At 72.9% G+C, this 17304-nt stretch carries 18 protein-coding genes; 15 read left to right on the top strand and 3 right to left on the bottom strand.

Going from position 1 to position 17304, the window contains the following annotated elements:
- The first annotated feature begins 443 nt into the window (after positions 1 to 443).
- From OO54_RS39435 to OO54_RS39380, 12 genes are all read left to right on the top strand, one after another.
- Positions 444 to 2429 carry an AAA family ATPase gene (locus OO54_RS39435; protein ID WP_033212197.1) on the top strand — a complete coding sequence of 662 codons (1986 nt, stop codon included), beginning with the start codon at positions 444 to 446 and terminating at the stop codon, positions 2427 to 2429.
- Positions 2430 to 2576: 147 nt separating this feature from the next.
- Complete coding sequence (gene ald, locus OO54_RS39430) at positions 2577 to 3692, top strand: alanine dehydrogenase (protein ID WP_033212196.1); 1116 nt, start codon at positions 2577 to 2579, stop codon at positions 3690 to 3692.
- A 449-nt stretch (positions 3693 to 4141) separates the two neighbouring features.
- Positions 4142 to 5167, top strand: coding sequence for a ParA family protein (locus OO54_RS39425; RefSeq protein WP_030212665.1), 1026 nt, complete (start codon positions 4142 to 4144; stop codon positions 5165 to 5167).
- Positions 5152 to 5655, top strand: coding sequence for a hypothetical protein (locus OO54_RS39420; RefSeq protein WP_078905595.1), 504 nt, complete (start codon positions 5152 to 5154; stop codon positions 5653 to 5655). The genes OO54_RS39425 and OO54_RS39420 overlap by 16 nt, the downstream gene beginning before the upstream one ends.
- A gap of 44 nt (positions 5656 to 5699) precedes the next feature.
- Positions 5700 to 6911: a segregation/condensation protein A gene (locus OO54_RS39415; protein ID WP_033212191.1), complete on the top strand. Its 1212-nt coding sequence runs from the start codon at positions 5700 to 5702 to the stop codon at positions 6909 to 6911.
- On the top strand, positions 6908 to 7510 hold the full coding sequence (gene scpB, locus OO54_RS39410; RefSeq protein WP_033212189.1) for an SMC-Scp complex subunit ScpB: 603 nt from the start codon (positions 6908 to 6910) through the stop codon (positions 7508 to 7510). Before OO54_RS39415 ends, scpB begins: the two co-directional genes overlap by 4 nt.
- Positions 7510 to 8790 (top strand): pseudouridine synthase, encoded by a 1281-nt coding sequence (locus tag OO54_RS39405; RefSeq protein WP_033212187.1) that lies wholly within the window; start codon positions 7510 to 7512, stop codon positions 8788 to 8790. The genes scpB and OO54_RS39405 overlap by 1 nt, the downstream gene beginning before the upstream one ends.
- A 132-nt stretch (positions 8791 to 8922) precedes the next feature.
- Positions 8923 to 9573, top strand: a complete 651-nt coding sequence (pnuC, locus tag OO54_RS39400; protein WP_026058641.1) for a nicotinamide riboside transporter PnuC — start codon at positions 8923 to 8925, stop codon at positions 9571 to 9573.
- Positions 9570 to 10649 (top strand): AAA family ATPase, encoded by a 1080-nt coding sequence (locus OO54_RS39395; protein WP_033212184.1) that lies wholly within the window; start codon positions 9570 to 9572, stop codon positions 10647 to 10649. The genes pnuC and OO54_RS39395 overlap by 4 nt, the downstream gene beginning before the upstream one ends.
- The gene (locus OO54_RS39390; RefSeq protein ID WP_033212182.1) at positions 10646 to 11383 is read left to right on the top strand and encodes an NUDIX hydrolase; all 738 of its coding nucleotides are present in this window, start codon (positions 10646 to 10648) and stop codon (positions 11381 to 11383) included. Before OO54_RS39395 ends, OO54_RS39390 begins: the two co-directional genes overlap by 4 nt.
- On the top strand, positions 11380 to 12411 hold the full coding sequence (locus tag OO54_RS39385; protein WP_033212175.1) for an ADP-ribosylglycohydrolase family protein: 1032 nt from the start codon (positions 11380 to 11382) through the stop codon (positions 12409 to 12411). Before OO54_RS39390 ends, OO54_RS39385 begins: the two co-directional genes overlap by 4 nt.
- A 3-nt stretch (positions 12412 to 12414) precedes the next feature.
- Positions 12415 to 13167, top strand: coding sequence for a nucleotidyltransferase domain-containing protein (locus OO54_RS39380; protein WP_033212173.1), 753 nt, complete (start codon positions 12415 to 12417; stop codon positions 13165 to 13167).
- Between the two features lie 57 nt (positions 13168 to 13224).
- On the opposite strand, the gene OO54_RS39375 is transcribed toward OO54_RS39380, so the two are convergent.
- From OO54_RS39375 to OO54_RS39365, 3 genes are read right to left on the bottom strand one after another with little or no spacing between them, the layout of a single operon-like run.
- Complete coding sequence (locus tag OO54_RS39375; protein WP_033212171.1) at positions 13225 to 13914, bottom strand: nucleotidyltransferase domain-containing protein; 690 nt, start codon at positions 13912 to 13914, stop codon at positions 13225 to 13227.
- Positions 13915 to 13924: 10 nt separating this feature from the next.
- Positions 13925 to 14410, bottom strand: a complete 486-nt coding sequence (locus OO54_RS39370) for a Rieske (2Fe-2S) protein (protein ID WP_033212198.1) — start codon at positions 14408 to 14410, stop codon at positions 13925 to 13927.
- Positions 14411 to 14457: 47 nt separating this feature from the next.
- Entirely contained in the window at positions 14458 to 14802 is a 345-nt protein-coding gene (locus tag OO54_RS39365) for a DUF952 domain-containing protein (protein WP_033212169.1), read from the bottom strand.
- Between the two features lie 202 nt (positions 14803 to 15004).
- Between OO54_RS39365 and OO54_RS39360 the strand changes: the two genes are divergently transcribed.
- The 3 genes from OO54_RS39360 (at position 15005) to OO54_RS39350 (ending at position 17037) form a co-directional block, all read left to right on the top strand.
- Positions 15005 to 15448, top strand: coding sequence for a YidB family protein (locus OO54_RS39360; protein WP_033212166.1), 444 nt, complete (start codon positions 15005 to 15007; stop codon positions 15446 to 15448).
- A 141-nt stretch (positions 15449 to 15589) separates the two neighbouring features.
- Positions 15590 to 15952 (top strand): chorismate mutase, encoded by a 363-nt coding sequence (aroH, locus tag OO54_RS39355; RefSeq protein WP_026058642.1) that lies wholly within the window; start codon positions 15590 to 15592, stop codon positions 15950 to 15952.
- Positions 15949 to 17037, top strand: coding sequence for a prephenate dehydrogenase (locus tag OO54_RS39350; protein ID WP_033212162.1), 1089 nt, complete (start codon positions 15949 to 15951; stop codon positions 17035 to 17037). Before aroH ends, OO54_RS39350 begins: the two co-directional genes overlap by 4 nt.
- The last annotated feature ends 267 nt before the right edge of the window (positions 17038 to 17304 follow it).

Genomic DNA, 17304 nt, shown 5'->3' with positions numbered 1-17304 from the left:
GGGGCGCCGTCCGTTGTGCCCACCCGTTCCGCCCCAGCGGAACGATTGCCCACAACGGGGTGGGCGGGGTTGCGGGTGGGCACCGCCCCAGCGGAACGATTGCCCACAACGCGGGGCGCAGGCGCGGGGGTGGGAACCGCCCCGGCGGAACGATTGCCCACAACGGGGGCGGGGCCGGGGGTTGCGGGTGGGCACCGCCACAGCGGAACGAATGCCCGCAATGAGGCGGGGCGCAGGCGCGGGGGTGGGAACCGACCCGGCGGAACGATCAACGAGGCGGGGCGGGGGCAGCCCGCTGTGGTGTGACGATCGGTTGATCTGATTGGGGGATGTGTGGGGAGTGGTGGGAGGGGGTGGGGGAGGGGGCTGAACTACGCTCGGGATCGCCCGTGCGGAGCCCCCCGCGGGATCGGCTCGTGTGCAGGTGAACGGGAGCGTGGCCCGTGACGGATCAGGCGGTGGCGGCGCCGGGCAGCCGGCGGTTCTTCGGCCGGCAGCGGGAGTTGAAGGCCCTGCGCGCCGACATCGAACGGACTGGTCTCGACACGCTGACGGGGCGGAAGGTCCCGAGGGCCCGGGTGCTGCTGATCGCGGGGAAGCCCGGCTCCGGCCGTACCGCACTGGCCGAGGAGCTGGCGGCGAGTCTGGGGGACCGGTACCCCGACGGAGTGTTCCGGGCCCGGCTGACGGAGCCGGGAGGGGAGCCCGTGCCGACCGGGCGGGCGGCCCAGGAACTGCTCGCGGCGCTCGGGGTCGCCGAACCGCCCGGGGCGGCCGAGGACGAGTTGACGGAACTGGTGCGCGGGGCGCTCGGCGCGCGTCGGGCCGTGCTGGTGCTCGACGACGCCGTGGACGCGGAGCAGGCCGATCCGCTGATCCCGGACAACCCGGACGCGCTGGTGGTGGGGGTCTCCCGCGGACCGCTCACCGGCATCCCCGACGTACGGCCCTGCACGCTCGGCGGCCTCGACCCGAAGTCGGCCATCGAGCTGCTCACCGCTTTCACCGGCTCGGTCCGGGTCACCGTCGACCCGCAGGCGGCGGAGAGTCTGGTGGAGGAGTGCGGCGGGCTGCCCGGCGCGGTGGTCCTGGCCGGCGGCTGGCTGTCGGCCCGGCCGAAGGCGTCCGTCGCCGACCTGGCCAAGCGGCTGCGCGCGCTGAGCGGCGATCCGCTCTCGCGTGCCTTCCACCTGGCCCACGAGGGACTGGACCGGCCCGCCGCGCGGATACTGCGGTTCCTGTCGCTCGCCCCGCTGGGACGGGCCGACGCGCATACGGCTTCCGCGCTGGCCGGCTGCTCGGTCTCGGCGGCGAGCACCACGCTGGCCGACTTCGCCGCTTTGGGGCTCGTCTCCGTGGGCGAGGACGGACAGTACGAGGTGCCCGGTCATCTCGTCCCCCTGCTTCGCGCCCAGCTGGAGGAGCGCGACCGGCCCGCCGAGGTGCAGCTCGCCCGGGCCCGGATGCTGGAGCGGACCGTACGGCTCCTCCAGTCGTGCCGTGCGGTCACCGAACCGGAGGGCTCGTCCGCCCGCCGGAAGCTGGCCGGGCTGCCGCGTGCCCTGCGCTTCCCGAACGAGGCCGCCGGCGCGGCCTGGCTGGACTCCCGGCAGCCCGTCCTCCTCGCCTCCGCCCGGCTCGCCGTCGCCGACGGCGAGCTCGACACGCTGGCCCGCCGGCTGGTCGCCTCCCTGGTCAGGGCGCTCGCCGCGCACCGGGGGGCCGAGGAGGCGGCGCCCGAGCTGTACGGCCTGCACCGGCTGGTCCTCGACGTGGCCGAGCGGCGCGGGCTGCACAGGGAGCGGGCCGCCGCCCTGTTGAACCTGGCCGATCTCGATGCCAGGACCGGCAGGACGAAGGACGCTCTGCTGCGATATCGGTCGGCTTTGGATGCCGGACGCGAAGCAAATGATCCGTATGCGACCGGTCGCGCAATGGAATCCGTAGGTGGGGCCTACCAGGAGCTGGGGGACTGGCAGCGGGCCGGCGACTGGTACGGGCGGGCTCTCGCGCAGCGCCTCGCCCGGGACGAGCGTGCCGACCAGGCCCGGCTGTACGCGCGCCTCGGCGCCGTACAGACCTATGCGGGGCGGTACGGCGAGGCGCTGCGGAACTGGCGGGCGGCCGCGGCCGGCTACCGGCGGCTCGCGGATCTGCCGGGCCACGCACGGGCGTTGAGCGAGGCGGCCCGCGTCCAGGAGTACGCCGGACGGCCCGAGGAGTCGCTGCGGACCTGCGAGGAGGCGGTGGAGTGCGCCCGCCGGGCCCAGGACACCCGGCTCCAGGCGGCGCTCCAGTTGCGGCTGGCCGACACGCTCGACCGGCTCGGCGACCCGGCTGCCGCCGGGCTGCACCGGGCCGCGGCGGACAGATTGCTGGAATCGGAAGCCGTGGCCTACGAAATCCGCAGTGGCTCCGAGAAAGATTAGTACTTTGAAAGGCTAGACAGGGGGAACTCCTTCATTAGACTGGGTGCGCCGCGTTCGAACGTGGTCTGCCCCGGTGCGCCGCAGTGCATCCGGGTATGTATCGCAGTGCCCCATGTATCCCCCCTGATTCAAGGACCGTGATCGACGATGAAGGTCGGCATCCCCCGCGAGGTCAAGAACAACGAGTTCCGCGTGGCCATCACCCCTGCCGGTGTCCACGAGCTCGTCCGTAACGGCCACCAGGTCTTCATCGAGCAGAACGCCGGTGTCGGCTCCTCGATCACGGATGAGGAGTACGTCGCCGCCGGCGCCGAGATCCTCGCCACCGCCGACGAGGTCTGGGCCACCGCCGACCTGCTGCTCAAGGTCAAGGAGCCGATCGCGGAGGAGTACCACCGCCTCCGCAAGGACCAGACCCTCTTCACCTACCTGCACCTCGCCGCCTCCCGCGAGTGCACGGACGCGCTGCTCGAGTCCGGCACCACCGCCATCGCGTACGAGACCGTCGAGACCGCCAACCGCGCGCTCCCGCTGCTCGCCCCGATGTCCGAGGTCGCGGGCCGCCTGGCCCCGCAGGTCGGCGCGTACCACCTGATGCGCTCCGTCGGCGGCCGCGGCGTCCTCCCCGGCGGCGTCCCCGGCACCCACGCCGGCGAGTGCGTCGTCATCGGCGGCGGCGTCTCCGGCTGGAACGCCACCCAGATCGCCGTCGGCATGGGCTTCCACGTGACCCTGCTCGACCGTGACATCAACAAGCTCCGCGAGGCCGACAAGATCTTCGGCACCAAGGTGAAGACGATCGTCTCCAACGCCTACGAGCTGGAGAAGGCCGTCGTCGAGGCCGACCTCGTCATCGGCGCCGTCCTCATCCCGGGCGCCAAGGCCCCGAAGCTGGTCACCAACGAGCTCGTCGCCAAGATGAAGCCCGGAAGTGTCCTTGTCGACATTGCGATCGACCAGGGCGGCTGCTTCGAGGACTCGCACGCGACCACCCACGCCGAGCCGACCTTCCAGGTCCACAACTCGGTCTTCTACTGCGTCGCCAACATGCCGGGCGCGGTCCCGAACACCTCCACCTACGCCCTCACCAACGCCACGCTGCCCTACATCGTGTCGCTGGCGAACAACGGCTGGGTCGAGGCGCTGCGCCGCGACGCCGCCCTCGGTCTGGGTCTCAACACCCATGACGGCAAGGTGGTTTACAAGGAGGTCGCGGAGGCGCACGGCCTCGAGCACGTCGAGCTGAGCACCCTCCTGGGCTGACCCGCGCGGCACCGCCGTCAACGCGTGCCGTCAATGCCGCACCCCCGGCCGGACCTTGTTCGACAAGGTCCGGCCGGCTGTGTCTCCGGCCACGCCGAAACGTTCGGGCAACTCGCCTCGAACGTAACCCTTTAACCGTTTCGCACACCCCTGAAACGTGTGGATGCATGGCTGCGCACCCTTGACAGAGAGGTGTTCGGTTGCCGACACATCGGGCCGGGTCCGGCGGATTGTGTTGCTGCGGAGCGGTGACACGCCATAGAGTCGCCAACCGTCGGCATGGTGCCACGCTGACCTATCGATAAATGTTCCTGGTGACATCCAAGGAGGTAAGACGACTTGTGAATGAGTCGACAATTACTCCCGGGAGCGGTGCGCCAGGTGCTCCGATCGGCTCCGTCGCGGTGCGGACCTTCGCGACGCACCAGCCCATGACGACAGCCCACACGATGAAGACGATGGACGGCCTACACGTGAACGCCACGGCCGGCAACGAGATGGGCCGAGAGTCCACCCACTTCGCCGCCTATGACGAGGTGCCCGAGGGGCACTTCTACGACCCCGACGCCGAGTACGAGCCCGACCCGGAGTACGCGGCCACCCTCGCACCCGACGCTGCCCGCCAGCGCCGCGAGCGGATCGGCCCCACCGGACGGCCCCTGCCGTACTTCCCGATCCCGGGTCCCCTGACCGACCACGGACCCGCGAAGATCATCGCGATGTGCAACCAGAAGGGCGGCGTCGGCAAGACCACGTCGACCATCAACCTGGGTGCCGCGCTCGCGGAGTACGGCCGACGGGTGCTGCTCGTCGACTTCGACCCGCAGGGAGCCCTGTCGGTCGGCCTCGGCGTGAACCCGATGGAGCTCGACCTCACCGTCTACAACCTGCTCATGGAGCGGGGCATGTCGGCGGACGAGGTCCTCCTCAAGACCGCCGTGCCCAACATGGACCTGCTGCCGAGCAACATCGACCTCTCGGCCGCCGAAGTCCAGCTGGTCAGCGAGGTCGCGCGCGAGTCCACGCTCCAGCGCGCCCTGAAGCCGCTGATGAACGACTACGACTACATCGTGATCGACTGTCAGCCCTCGCTCGGCCTGCTGACCGTGAACGCCCTGACGGCAGCTCACAAGGTCATCGTGCCGCTGGAATGCGAGTTCTTCGCGCTGCGCGGCGTCGCGCTGCTCACCGAGACCATCGAGAAGGTCCAGGAGCGACTCAACCCGGAGCTGGAGCTCGACGGCATCCTCGCCACGATGTACGACTCCCGTACCGTGCACAGCCGTGAGGTCCTCGCGCGCGTCGTCGAGGCCTTCGACGACCACGTGTACCACACGGTCATCGGGCGGACCGTGCGCTTCCCGGAGACCACGGTCGCCGGCGAGCCCATCACCACGTACGCCTCCAACTCCGTGGGCGCCGCCGCCTACCGCCAGCTCGCCAGGGAGGTGCTCGCCCGGTGTCACGCCGAGTGAGTCTGCCCGGCGCCGACGAACTCTTCCGTACGACCGGGGGGACGGCGCTCCAGTCGTCCTCACCCCGCCGGGCCGTCCCGGCCCCGGCGGGCGAGAGCGACACGGCGGCGGCCGAGGGCCCCGCGGAGCACACGGCGGCGGACTCCGAGGCGGCCGAACCGCGCGTCCGGGCCGCGGAGCCCGAGAGCGCCGCTCCGAAGGCCGCGCCCTCCGCCGCGGTACCCGCCCCGGCGGCCGCCCGGCGGCGCGGCGGCCGTACCCCGAACCGGCGGCCCAGCGGCCGCGAGCGCCACGACGAGAAGATCACGGTCTACGTCTCCGCCGAGGAGCTGATGGACCTGGAGCACGCCCGGCTGGTGCTCCGCGGCGAGCACGGTCTCGCCGTCGACCGGGGCCGGATCGTCCGGGAGGCCGTCGCGGTCGTCCTGGCGGACCTGGAGTCCCGCGGCGACGCGAGCATCCTCGTCCGCCGCCTGCGCGGCCGCTGACGGTAGCCTGCGGGCTGCCGCGCCTCCCGTTCTCCCTGGATCCCATGCACCACGCCTCTGACGAAACGTCCCGCCCGTCGCGCCGCCGCCTCCTGGGCCGCGGCCCGGGCGTGCCGGAGCCCGCACCCGCGGAGCCCGTACCGGTCGTGGAGCCGGTGCCGGGGGAGGCGCCGGGCGCTGCCGTGGAGGCCGCGCCCGCCGCGGCGTCCGGACCCGTCGCCGAGCCCGATCCCGTCGATGAGCCCCTCCGCGCGACCGGGCCCCTCCGTGAGCCTGAGCCCCTCCGCTCGACCGGGCCCCTCCGCGAGCCTGAGCCCGTCGGCGGGGCTGAGGCCGTCGGTGAGGTCGAGGCCGCCGGCGGGGCTGAGCCCGTTCGCGAGCCCGAGCCCGTCGGTGAGTCCGAGGCCGTCGGGGCAGCCGAGCCCGTCGGCGGCGGGGCTGAGGCCGTCGGCGAGGGGGAGGCCGGTGACGGGCGGTTCACCGTGCGGCTGGCGAACTTCGAGGGGCCGTTCGACCTGCTCCTGCAGTTGATCACCAAGCACAAGCTGGACGTCACCGAGGTGGCGCTCTCGCAGGTGACCGACGAGTTCATGGCGCACCTGCGGGCGCTGGGGCCCGACGGGGACCTCGACCAGACCACCGAGTTCCTCGTCGTCGCCGCCACGCTGCTCGACCTCAAGGCCGCCCGGCTGCTGCCCGCCGCCGAGGTGGAGGACGAGGCGGACCTCGCGCTCCTGGAGGCCCGCGACCTGTTGTTCGCCCGCCTCCTCCAGTACCGCGCGTACAAGCGCATCGCGGCGATCTTCGAGGAGCGCTGGGAGGCGGAGGGCCGCCGCCACCCCCGTACCGTCGGGCTCGAACCGCACCACGCCGAGCTGCTGCCCGAGGTCGTCATCTCCATCGGCGCCGAGGGTTTCGCGAAGCTGGCCGTCAAGGCCATGCGGCCCAAGCCCGAGCCCCAGGTGTACGTCGACCACATCCACGCGCCGCTGGTCAGCGTCCGCGAGCAGGCCGCCGTGGTCGTCGCCCTGCTCCGCGAGCGCGGGACGGCGGTCTTCCGCGAGCTGATCGAGGACGCCGGCGACACCCTCACCGTCGTGGCGCGCTTCCTCGCGCTCCTGGAGCTCTACCGGGAGAAGGCTGTCGCCCTCGACCAGGAGACCGCCCTCGGGGACCTCACGGTCTCCTGGACCGGCGGCGAGACGGACCCGTCCCGGGCCGTGACCGACGAATTCGACCAGGAGGCCACCGCGTGAGCGACCTCAAGCCCGCCCTCGAAGCCGTCCTCATGGTCGTCGACGAGCCCGCCACCGAGGCCCACCTCGCCAAGGTCCTGGAGCGCACCCCGCGCGAGGTCGCCGACGCCCTGCACGAGCTGGCCGACGAGTACACCGTCCAGGGCCGCGGCTTCGAACTGCGGCGGGTGGCCGGCGGCTGGCGGTACTACTCCCGCCCCGCCCACGCCGCGGCCGTCGAGGCCTTCGTCCTCGACGGGCAGCAGGCCCGCCTCACCCAGGCGGCCCTGGAGACCCTCGCGGTCGTCGCGTACCGCCAGCCGGTCAGCCGTTCCCGGGTCTCCGCGGTCCGCGGGGTCAACTGCGACGGCGTCATGCGGACCCTCCTCCAGCGCGGTCTGGTGGAGGAGGCGGGCGCGGAACCCGAAACAGGTGCGATCCTGTACAGGACGACGAACTACTTCCTGGAGCGGATGGGCCTGCGGGGCCTGGACGAACTCCCCGAGCTGGCGCCCTTCCTCCCCGAGGCGGAGGCGGTCGAGCCGGACTCGCTGGAAGGGGTTCCTTCGTTCGATCCGGATGCACCGGATCGTGAGGACGACGACAAGACGGAAGTTTGATGCGAAGCAGCAGCGGCAGGAACAGCAGCGGAAACAACGGCGGGAGCCGTGGTGGCAACAGCGGCGGCCGCGGCGGCAGCAGCGGCGGCGGCCGTGGTGGCAGCGGCTCCGGCGGTGGCGGCGGTTACCGGGGCTCCGGTGGCAGCGGCTCCGGCGGCGGTGGCTACCGGGGCGGCTCCGGTGGCGGCAGCGGCAGCGGGTCCGGTGGCGGTGGCTACCGGGGTGGCTCCGGCGGCGGCGGATACCAGGGCGGCGGCGGTGGCCGCGGCGACCAGCGTCCGAGCAACCCGCGTCGACCGCGCCCCGAGGAGCGCTCCTACGACGTAGGCGGCCCCTCCGAGGCCCCGAAGAAGGGCCGCGGCTCCGCGGCCCGCGGCGGCGCCAAGGGCGGCCCCAAGGCCCCTCAGGGCGGCACGCCGCCCCGTCGTGGCCCGCACGGCCAGCGCCAGGCCCCGGCCCGCTCCCGCGAGCTCGACGCCAAGATCGAGCAGCGCAACCGGGAGCGGTACGAGAACCGGCCCGAGATCAAGACCCCGAAGACCTTCCCCGGCGCCGAGCAGGAGGGCGAGCGACTGCAGAAGGTCCTCGCCCGCGCCGGCATGGGTTCGCGGCGTGCCTGCGAGGAGCTCATCGAGCAGGCCCGCGTCGAGGTCAACGGCGAGATCGTCCTGGAGCAGGGCAAGCGCGTCGACCCGGAGAAGGACGAGATCAAGGTGGACGGCCTGACCGTCGCCACCCAGTCGTACCTGTTCTTCGCGCTGAACAAGCCGGCCGGCGTCGTCTCCACCATGGAGGACCCGGACGGCCGCCAGTGCCTCGGCGACTACGTCACCAACCGCGAGACCCGGCTGTTCCACGTCGGCCGGCTCGACACGGAGACCGAGGGCATCATCCTGCTCACCAACCACGGTGAGCTGGCCCACCGCCTCACGCACCCGAAGTACGGCGTGAAGAAGACCTACCTCGCCGCCATCACCGGCCCGCTGCCCCGCGAGGTCGGCAAGCGGCTCAAGGACGGCATCCAGCTGGAGGACGGCTACGCCCGCGCGGACCACTTCCGCGTGGTCGAGCAGACCGGCAAGAACTACCTGGTCGAGGTCACCCTGCACGAGGGCCGCAAGCACATCGTGCGCCGCATGCTGGCCGAGGCCGGCTTCCCGGTCGAGAAGCTGGTGCGCACCGCCTTCGGTCCGATCGCCCTGGGCGACCAGAAGTCTGGCTGGCTGCGCCGCCTCACCAACACCGAGGTCGGCATGCTGATGAAGGAAGTCGGCATGTAAGGCCCCTGCCGTACCCGACGAAGCCCGTGACCGCCCCGGCGGTCACGGGCTTCGTCGCGTCCGGGACGGGCGAGCCCTTGTGGGGGCGGTCCACCGACCTTTATAGTCAACATGACTCTTAAGGAGGCGGGCGTGAGCCTCGCAGACATCCTCGAACCCTTGCAGCAGCCGCTCCTCACCGTCCTGGACACCCCGGTCAGCTGGACCGAGGTCCTCGGATTCGGCAGCGGAGCCCTCTGCGTCTGGCTCGTCGCCCGGCAGCACGTGGCCAACTGGCCCATCGGCATCGCCAACAACCTCTTCTTCGTCCTGCTGTTCGCGCAGGCCGGCCTCTACGCCGACGCCGGCCTCCAGATCGTCTTCATCACCCTCGCCGTGTACGGCTGGTGGACCTGGACCCACGGGGGTGGACCAGGCTCCGACGACCTCCCGGTGCGCCGCACCACGCGCACCGAGTGGACGTGGCTGCTCACGGCGGGGGTGGTGGGGACCCTCGCGCTCACCGTGCTGCTCGACCGCGTCACCGACTCGACCGTCCCCTTCTGGGACGCGCTCACGACCGCGCTCTCCCTCATGGCGACCTACGGCCAGTGCCGGAAGCGCCTGGAGTCCTGGTGGCTCTGGATCGCCGCCGATGTCGTCTACGTGCCCCTGTACGCGTACAAGGAGCTGTACCTGACCTCCCTGCTGTACGTCGGCTTCATGACCCTCTGCGTCATCGGCCTGCGCGGTTGGACCAGGGACGTCGCCGTCGCCGGGCGACCCGTGGGGGAGGCGGCGTGAAGCGCTACGGCCACGGCCTCGTCCTCGGAAAGTTCTATCCGCCGCACGCCGGCCACCACCACCTCGTCCGCACCGCCCGCGACCGCTGCGAGCGCCTCACCGTGCTCGTCTGCGCCTCCTCCGTGGAGAGCATCCCCCTGGAGGACCGGGTCGCCTGGATGCGCGAGATCCACCCCGACGTACTCGTCGTCGGAGCCGTCGACGACGTCCCCGTCGACCTCCACGACCCCGACGTGTGGGCCGCCCACATGGCCGTCTTCCGGGCCGCCGTGCCCGAGCGCGTCGACGCCGTCTTCACCTCGGAGCCGTACGGGGAGGAGCTCGGCCGCCGCTTCGGAGCCGAGTCCGTCCTCGTCGACCAGGAACGCACCCGACACCCCGTCTCCGGCACCGCCGTCCGCGCCGACCCCGCCGGCTGCTGGGAGTTCCTGGAGCCGCCCGTACGGGCCGCCCTCACCCGCCGGATCGTCGTCCTCGGCGCCGAGTCCACCGGCACCACCACCATGGCCCTCGCGCTCGCCGACCACTACCGGCGGCGCGGCGGCGTCTGGGCCCGCACCCGCTGCGTGCCGGAGTACGGGCGCGAGTACAGCGAGCTCAAACTCGCCGAACTCCGCGCCGAGCGGCCCGGCGCCACCTGGTCCGACGTCACCTTCCGCTCCTCCGACTTCCCCGTCATCGCCCAGCGCCAGGCCGAGCTGGAGGAGGAGGCCGCCAGGGACGGCTCGCCCGTCCTCTTCTGCGACACCGACGCCTTCGCCACCACCATCTGGCACGAGCGGTACATGGGCACCACCAGCCCCGACACCGGCGAGATCGCCGCCCGCGGCCGCCAGCACCTCTGGCTGCTCACCGACCACCGGGGCGTCGACTTCGAGGACGACGGGCTGCGCGACGGGGAACACCTGCGGCCCTGGATGACCGCCCGGTTCCTCACCCAGCTCGCCCACACGGGGCGGCGCACGGCGGTCCTCACCGGACCCCACGAGGAGCGGCTCGCCGCCGCCGTCGCCGCCGTCGACGGCCTCCTCGCCGAGGGCTTCCACCTCGCCGACCCGCTGCCGGAGCGCCGATGACCGCCCACCAGCCGCCCGAGGGGTACGACCCCCGCGCCTTCGAGCCGTTCGCCGTCACCGTCGACCTCGCCGTCCTCACCGTCCGCGAGGAGCGCCTCCACGTCCTCCTCGTCGAGCGCGGCGAGTCGCCGTACGCCGGATCCTGGGCCCTGCCCGGCGGCTTCGTGCTGCCCCGCGAGTCCGCCGAGCAGGCCGCCCGCCGCGAACTCGCCGAGGAGACCGGACTCTCCGGCGACACCGTCGCCGACCTCCACCTCGAACAGCTCCGCACCTACAGCGAACCGGACCGCGACCCGAGGATGCGGGTCGTCTCCGTGGCCTTCACCGCCCTCGTACCGGACCCGCCGGAACCGCGCGGCGGCGGCGACGCGGCGCAGGCGCGCTGGCTGCCGTACGGCACGCACGGGCCCCTCGCCTTCGACCACGACCGGATCCTCGCCGACGCCCACGACCGGGTCGGCGCCAAGCTGGAGTACACCTGCCTCGCCACCGCCTTCTGCCCGCCCGAGTTCACCCTCGGCGAGCTGCGGCAGGTCTACGAGACGGTCTGGGGCGTCGAACTCGACCGCCCCAACTTCCGGCGCAAGGTCCTCGCCACGCCCGGCTTCGTCCAGGCCGTGGCAGGACCGCCGCGCCTCACCGGCGGCCGGGGGAAACCGGCCGCCCTCTACCGGGCGGGCGAGGCCACCACCCTCCACCCGCCCCTCCTGCGACCGGAAGGACGCCCCGCATGAACCTCGCACGCACCGCCACCAAGCAGGCCGCGACCGGCTCCCTGATCGGGCTCGCGCTCGGCGACGCGCTGGGATTCCCGACCGAGTTCAACGACGTGCCGTCGATCCTCGCCAAGGTCGGACCCTGGCGGGAGATGGCGCTGCCCATCAGAAACCGCAAGGCGTACGTCACCGACGACACCCAGATGACTCTCGCCTTCGCCCGCGGCATCCGTACAGCCATGGACCGGGGCGTACTCGCTCCGGGGCGGCTCGCCAGGCCCGTTCGCGCCGAGTTCGTCGACTGGTACCACTCCCCGGAGAACAACCGGGCCCCCGGCAACACCTGCCTCCGTGCGTGCGGGCTCCTCGACGGCGACCGGCCCTGGCAGGACGCCAGCCAGATCCACTCCAAGGGCTGTGGCGCCAACATGCGCGTCACCCCCATCGGCCTCGTCCCCGGCCTGAGCGAGGAGCAGCGCGCGGGCGCCGCGCAGCTCCAGGCCGCCCTGACCCACGGTCACCCCACCGCCCTCGCCGCCTCCGACCTCACCGCCCGCGCCGTGTACCTCCTCGCCCAGGGCGTGGACCCGGCCGGCCTCGTCGGACAGCTGCGCTCGTACGCGTACGAGAACCGCTCCCGCTACCACGAGAACTGGCTCGGCGACCTGTGGACCCGCTCCCAGGACCCCAGCGCCCTCGCCTTCGTCCAGCGCGGCTGGGACGAGTGCCTGGCCGTCCTGGAGCGCCTCGACGCCGTCCAGCGCACGGCCGACCCGGAACTCGACCCCTGCGAGTACACCGGGGACGGCTGGATCGCCGAAGAGGCCCTCGCGACCGGCCTCCTCTGCTTCCTGCTCTTCCCCGACGAGCCCCTCACCGCCCTCCGCCGCGCCGCCTGCACCCGCGGCGACTCCGACTCGATCGCCGCCCTCGCGGGCGCCTTCGCCGGCGCCCACCTCGGTGCCGACGCGTGGCCGAAGGAGTGGGCGGAGAGCGTCGAGTACCGCAGCGACCTGCTGACCTTCGGCGCGCTCTGGGACGCTTGATCCATGACGCTCACCCTTGACCTGGACCTCTCCGCCGTCGTCGCGGAACAGCCCGACCCGCTGCTCTTCGCCACCGTCTCCGGCGCACACCTGTACGGATTCCCGTCCCGCGACTCGGACGTGGACCTGCGCGGCGCGCACCTCCTCCCGGTGGACGCCCTCATAGGCCTGCGCGAGCCGGAGGAGACCCGCAGCCGGATGTGGGACCGGGACGGCGTCGAGATGGACCTCGTCACCCACGACCTGCGGAAGTTCGCCCGGCTGATGTTGCGCCGCAACGGCTACGTCCTGGAGCAGCTCACCTCGCCGCTCGTGGCCCACACCACGGACACCCACGCGGAGATGGTCTCCCTCGTGCCCGACCTGCTCACCCGTCACCACGCGCACCACTACCGCGGCTTCGCGGGGACGCAGTGGCGGCTCTTCGAGAGCAGCGGAGAGCTCAAGCCGCTGCTGTACACCTACCGGGCGCTGCTCACCGGCATCCACCTGATGCGTTCGGCCGAGGTGCAGGCCCACCTGCCGACCCTGGTCGGCGAGGTGCCCGAGGCGCCCGCCCGGCTGCCGGACCTCGTCGTGGCGAAGACGGCGGCCGAGCACGGGCGCGCGGAGGTGGTCGTCGAGGACGTACGGGCCGAGACGCAGGCCCTGCACGCGGTCCTGGACGAGGCCCAGGCCTCCTCGGAGCTCCCGGAGTCGGTACGCGTCCACGACGCGCTGCACGATCTGGTCGTACGGGCGCGGCTGAAGGCCTAGGGGGCGTCTCGTCGATCGGGCAGGGCGTCGCGGGCCGGGCCTGATCGACGGAGACCTTCAGAGCGCGTCGAGGGCCGAGGCCCGGCGCGCGCGGATCAGGAAGTCCTGCACGCGCGCGTGGTCGGGGGCGTCCGGGAGGGGGGTCGTGTCGTGGGCGCGGTCGGCCTCGTCCTGGAGGCGGTTCATCCAGGACTCGACCTCGGGCCACGCGATCTCGCCGCGCTTGACCGCGAGGAGCCGGTCCCGTTCCCCGCCGACGTCGATGCGGAGTTCACCGGTGCGCAGGAGGTCGCGGCAGCTGGTCAGGAGCCGGAGCAGGTGCATGGCGTGCTTCCAGCGGGGACGGCCGTACTGCCGGACGTCCGCGTCGAGCTTGCGGCGCTGGCCGCCCGCGTACCGGACGAACGTCTGGTGGGCCCGGCGGGAGAGGAAGGCGGCGCGCAGCGAGAGGAGCTCGCGGCCGAGGTCGTCGACGTGCTCGACGACGGGGGAGTGGAGGCACTCCAGGACGTTCGGGTTGTTGCGCAGGGCGAGTTCGCAGAAGCGTTCCAGCTCCCAGCTGAACTGCTCCTCGGCAGGCCCCTCCACATGGGCGGGAGGCTTGTCGAACTGCCAGAAGAGCGGCGTCGGGGCGAGGTAGACGCCCCGGACGTCCGTGTCGCTGCCCTCGGTCGCGAGGCCGAAGGCGCGCGAGCCCATCACGCAGGAATAGATCGTGTGCTCGCGCACCAGGTCGTCCGGAGTCATGCCCGGCAGGTTACGCGAGGGTGATCGTGTCGCCCGAGACGGTGATCTGCTCGGCCGGGAGCGGGCGGGGAGCCGGTCCCGCCGCCACCGAGCCGTCGGCGATGCGGTACTTGGAGCCGTGGCAGGGGCAGTCGATGGTGCCGTTCGCGACCTTGTTCACGAGGCAGCCCTGATGGGTGCAGACCGCGGAGAACGCCTTGAACTCACCGGTCTCGGGCTGGGTGACCACGACCTTCTTCGCGGCGAAGACCTTGCCCCCGCCGACCGGGATCTCCGAGGTCTTGGCCAGCGCCGTGCCGTCCCCGCCCGGCGAGGTCGTGCCGGCCGGTTCGGAGGGGGTGGTGCCGGTGGCGGCAGGCTCGGACGGCGTGGCCGGGGCGTCGGTACGCGTGTCCGTACCGCCGTCGCTCCCGTCCCCGTCGTCCGAGCCGCAGCTCGTCGTCAGGGCCGCGGCGGCGAGCAGGACGGTACGGCGTTTCGTCGCGTGTGAAGTCATACGGGCCAGCTTGGCCCGCCGGGCCGGTGCCGTGGCCCGCAACACGCCTACGCCCGGGCGACGAGCTCCCTCGCACGGCCGTCCGCGTCCCGCCGCACCTCGAGGACCGACGTCACCGCGGCCCGCTCGACCGGTCCGTACACATGCGGGAAGAGCACGTCCCCCGAGCCCTCCCAGCGGACCTCGCCGCCGAGACCGGCCTCGTCGATCACGAGCACCAGGAGCGGGCCGGGCACGTCCCGGTAGTGCGCGTCGGCGATCGCCAGGGCCGCGGCCTCGTCGGCGGAGTAGTGGACGAAGCCCTCGGCGGCGAGCGACGGCGGGGCGTAGGGGGCATCGGGTGCCTCGGGGGCGGCGGACCAGTCGGCCAGCGGTACGACGTGCAGGAGCATCCGACCTTTCTACCGCGCGGCCGCTCCCGGCCGCCGCGCGCCATCCCGGGGGTGCGGCGCGACCGGGTGTCCGGGTGTCCACGGCGCTGCCGTCCGCGCCGTGCCGGGCCGGCGTCCTCGTCGGTGTGTACACCGAGTGGCGGAACATCACGGTTCAGGTGAGATTGGGCGTGTTCCGTACCGGACGGAAGGCAGAACGACCATGGCGGGAAACGACCTCGGCAGTCTCCTCGGCGGCCTCCTCGGAGGTGGCGGACAGAGCGGCGCCGGCGGTGCCGGCGGCCTCCTCGGCTCCCTGCTCGCGGCCCTCGCGGGCGGCGGAAGCGGCGGTGCCGGCGGAAACGGCGGAAACGGGTCGAACCCCCTCGGCGGCCTCCTCGACATGCTGACCAGGTCCGGCCTCGCCGACCAGACCCAGTCCTGGGTCGGCACCGGCAAGAACCAGCCCGTCAGCGGCGCCCAGATCGCCGAGGCCCTGCCCGACGACACCCTCCGGAAAGCCGCGGCGGAGGCCGGCGTCAGCCCGCAGGAGGCCGCCGACGAGATCGCCCGCTCGCTCCCGCAGGCCGTCGACGAACTCACCCCCGACGGCTCGCTCCCCGAAGGCGGCTCCCTGGAGGGCATCATCCGCCGACAGCAGCTCTGACCGGCCGCCGCCGACACCCGCCTCCCGGGCCGGTCCGCCCCGGTCCGGCCCGGTCCGTCTCGGAAGGCGGGCGCCGCGACGCGCCCACCCCACCGCTGACTAGGCTGAACGGAGCACTTGACGCAGGCGAAGGAGCACGACGTGGCGGTACGAGCGGTCCGAGGAGCCGTCCAGCTGGAACGGGACGAGGCCGGACACATGCGCGAGCAGGTCGAGGAGCTGCTCACCGCCGTCCTCACGCGCAACGGGCTCACCCACGACGACCTCATCAGCATCTGGTTCACGGCCACGCCCGACCTCCACAGCGACTTCCCCGCCGCCGCGGCCCGCCACGTCGGGATCGTCGACGTCCCCCTGATCTGCGCACAGGAGCTCGACATCGAGGGGGCGATGCCGAGGGTCGTACGGCTCCTCGCCCACGTCGAGACCGAACTGCCCAAGTCCGCGATCGCGCACGTCTACCTCGGCGCCGCGGCCGCCCTGCGCAAGGACATCGCCCAGTGAGAACAGCGCTCGTCATCGGCACCGGACTGATCGGCACCTCCGCCGCCATCGCCCTCGCGGGCCGGGGCGTCACCGTCCACCTCCGCGACCACGACCCCGCCCGCGCCAGCACCGCCGCGGCGCTCGGCGCGGGCACCGACGAGGCACCCGAGGGCCCCGTCGACCTGGCCATCGTCGCCGTACCCCCCGCGCACGTCGCAGCCACCCTCGCCGAGGCCATGACCGCCGGACTCGCCCGCGGCTACCTCGACGTGGCCAGCGTCAAGGGCGGGCCGAAGCGGGAGCTGGAGGCGCTGGGCCTCGACCTCACCGCCTACATCGGTACGCACCCCATGTCCGGCAAGGAGCGCTCCGGCCCCCTCGCGGCCACCCCCGACCTCTTCGAGGGCCGGCCCTGGGTCCTCACCCCCACCCGGGACACCGACACCGAGGTCCTCAACCTCGCCCTCGAACTCGTCGCCCTCTGCCGGGCCGTCCCCGTCGTCATGGACGCCGACGCCCACGACCGCGCGGTCGCCCTCGTCTCCCACACCCCCCAGCTCGTGTCGTCCATGGTCGCCGCGCGCCTCGAGGAGGCCGACGAGTCGGCCGTACGCCTCTGCGGGCAGGGCATCCGGGACGTCACCCGGATCGCCGCCTCCGACCCGCGCATGTGGATCGACATCCTCTCCGCCAACCCCGGCCCCGTCGCCGACGTCCTCTCCGGCGTCGCAGCCGACCTCGACGAGACCGTCCGCGCCCTGCGCTCCCTCCAGTCCGCCGACGAGGACAAGCGCCGGGACGGTGTCGCGGGCGTCGAGGACGTCCTGCGCCGTGGGAACGCCGGGCGCGCCCGCGTCCCCGGCAAGCACGGCGCCGCTCCCACCGTCTACGAGACCGTCGCCGTCCTCATCAGCGACCAGCCGGGCGAACTCGCCCGCATCTTCGCCGACGCGGGACGGGCGGGGGTCAACATCGAGGACGTCCGCATCGAGCACGCGACGGGGCAGCAGGCGGGGCTCGTCCAACTCATGGTCGAGCCTTCCGCCGCCGCCACCCTCTCCACCGCCCTCCAGGACCACGGCTGGTCCCTCCGCACCACCTGACCCCCGCCGCATCCCCGCGCCCCCACCGGCCTCCGTGTGGGCGATCCGGGGCGGTGCCCACCCCGCGCCCGCGCGTCCCGGGCCCTCGCGCGGCTCTGCGCGCCCGCCCGCCGCACCGCCGTGTGGGCGATCGTCCCGCTGGGGCGGGACGGGTGGGCACACGGGACGGCGCGCTTGGCGGCGCCTCCGCCCCTTGTGCCCGGACCCGCACCGATACGGCGTCGCACAGCCGGTGCGGGTTCAGGCGCGGAAGCCTGGGCCCGGCAA

Origin of the sequence: Streptomyces wedmorensis (genome assembly GCF_000716445.1) — a bacterium.
Classification (GTDB): domain Bacteria; phylum Actinomycetota; class Actinomycetes; order Streptomycetales; family Streptomycetaceae; genus Streptomyces; species Streptomyces wedmorensis.
Note: the sequence above shows the minus strand (reverse complement) of the source record. Positions and strands in the feature narration are given on the sequence as shown.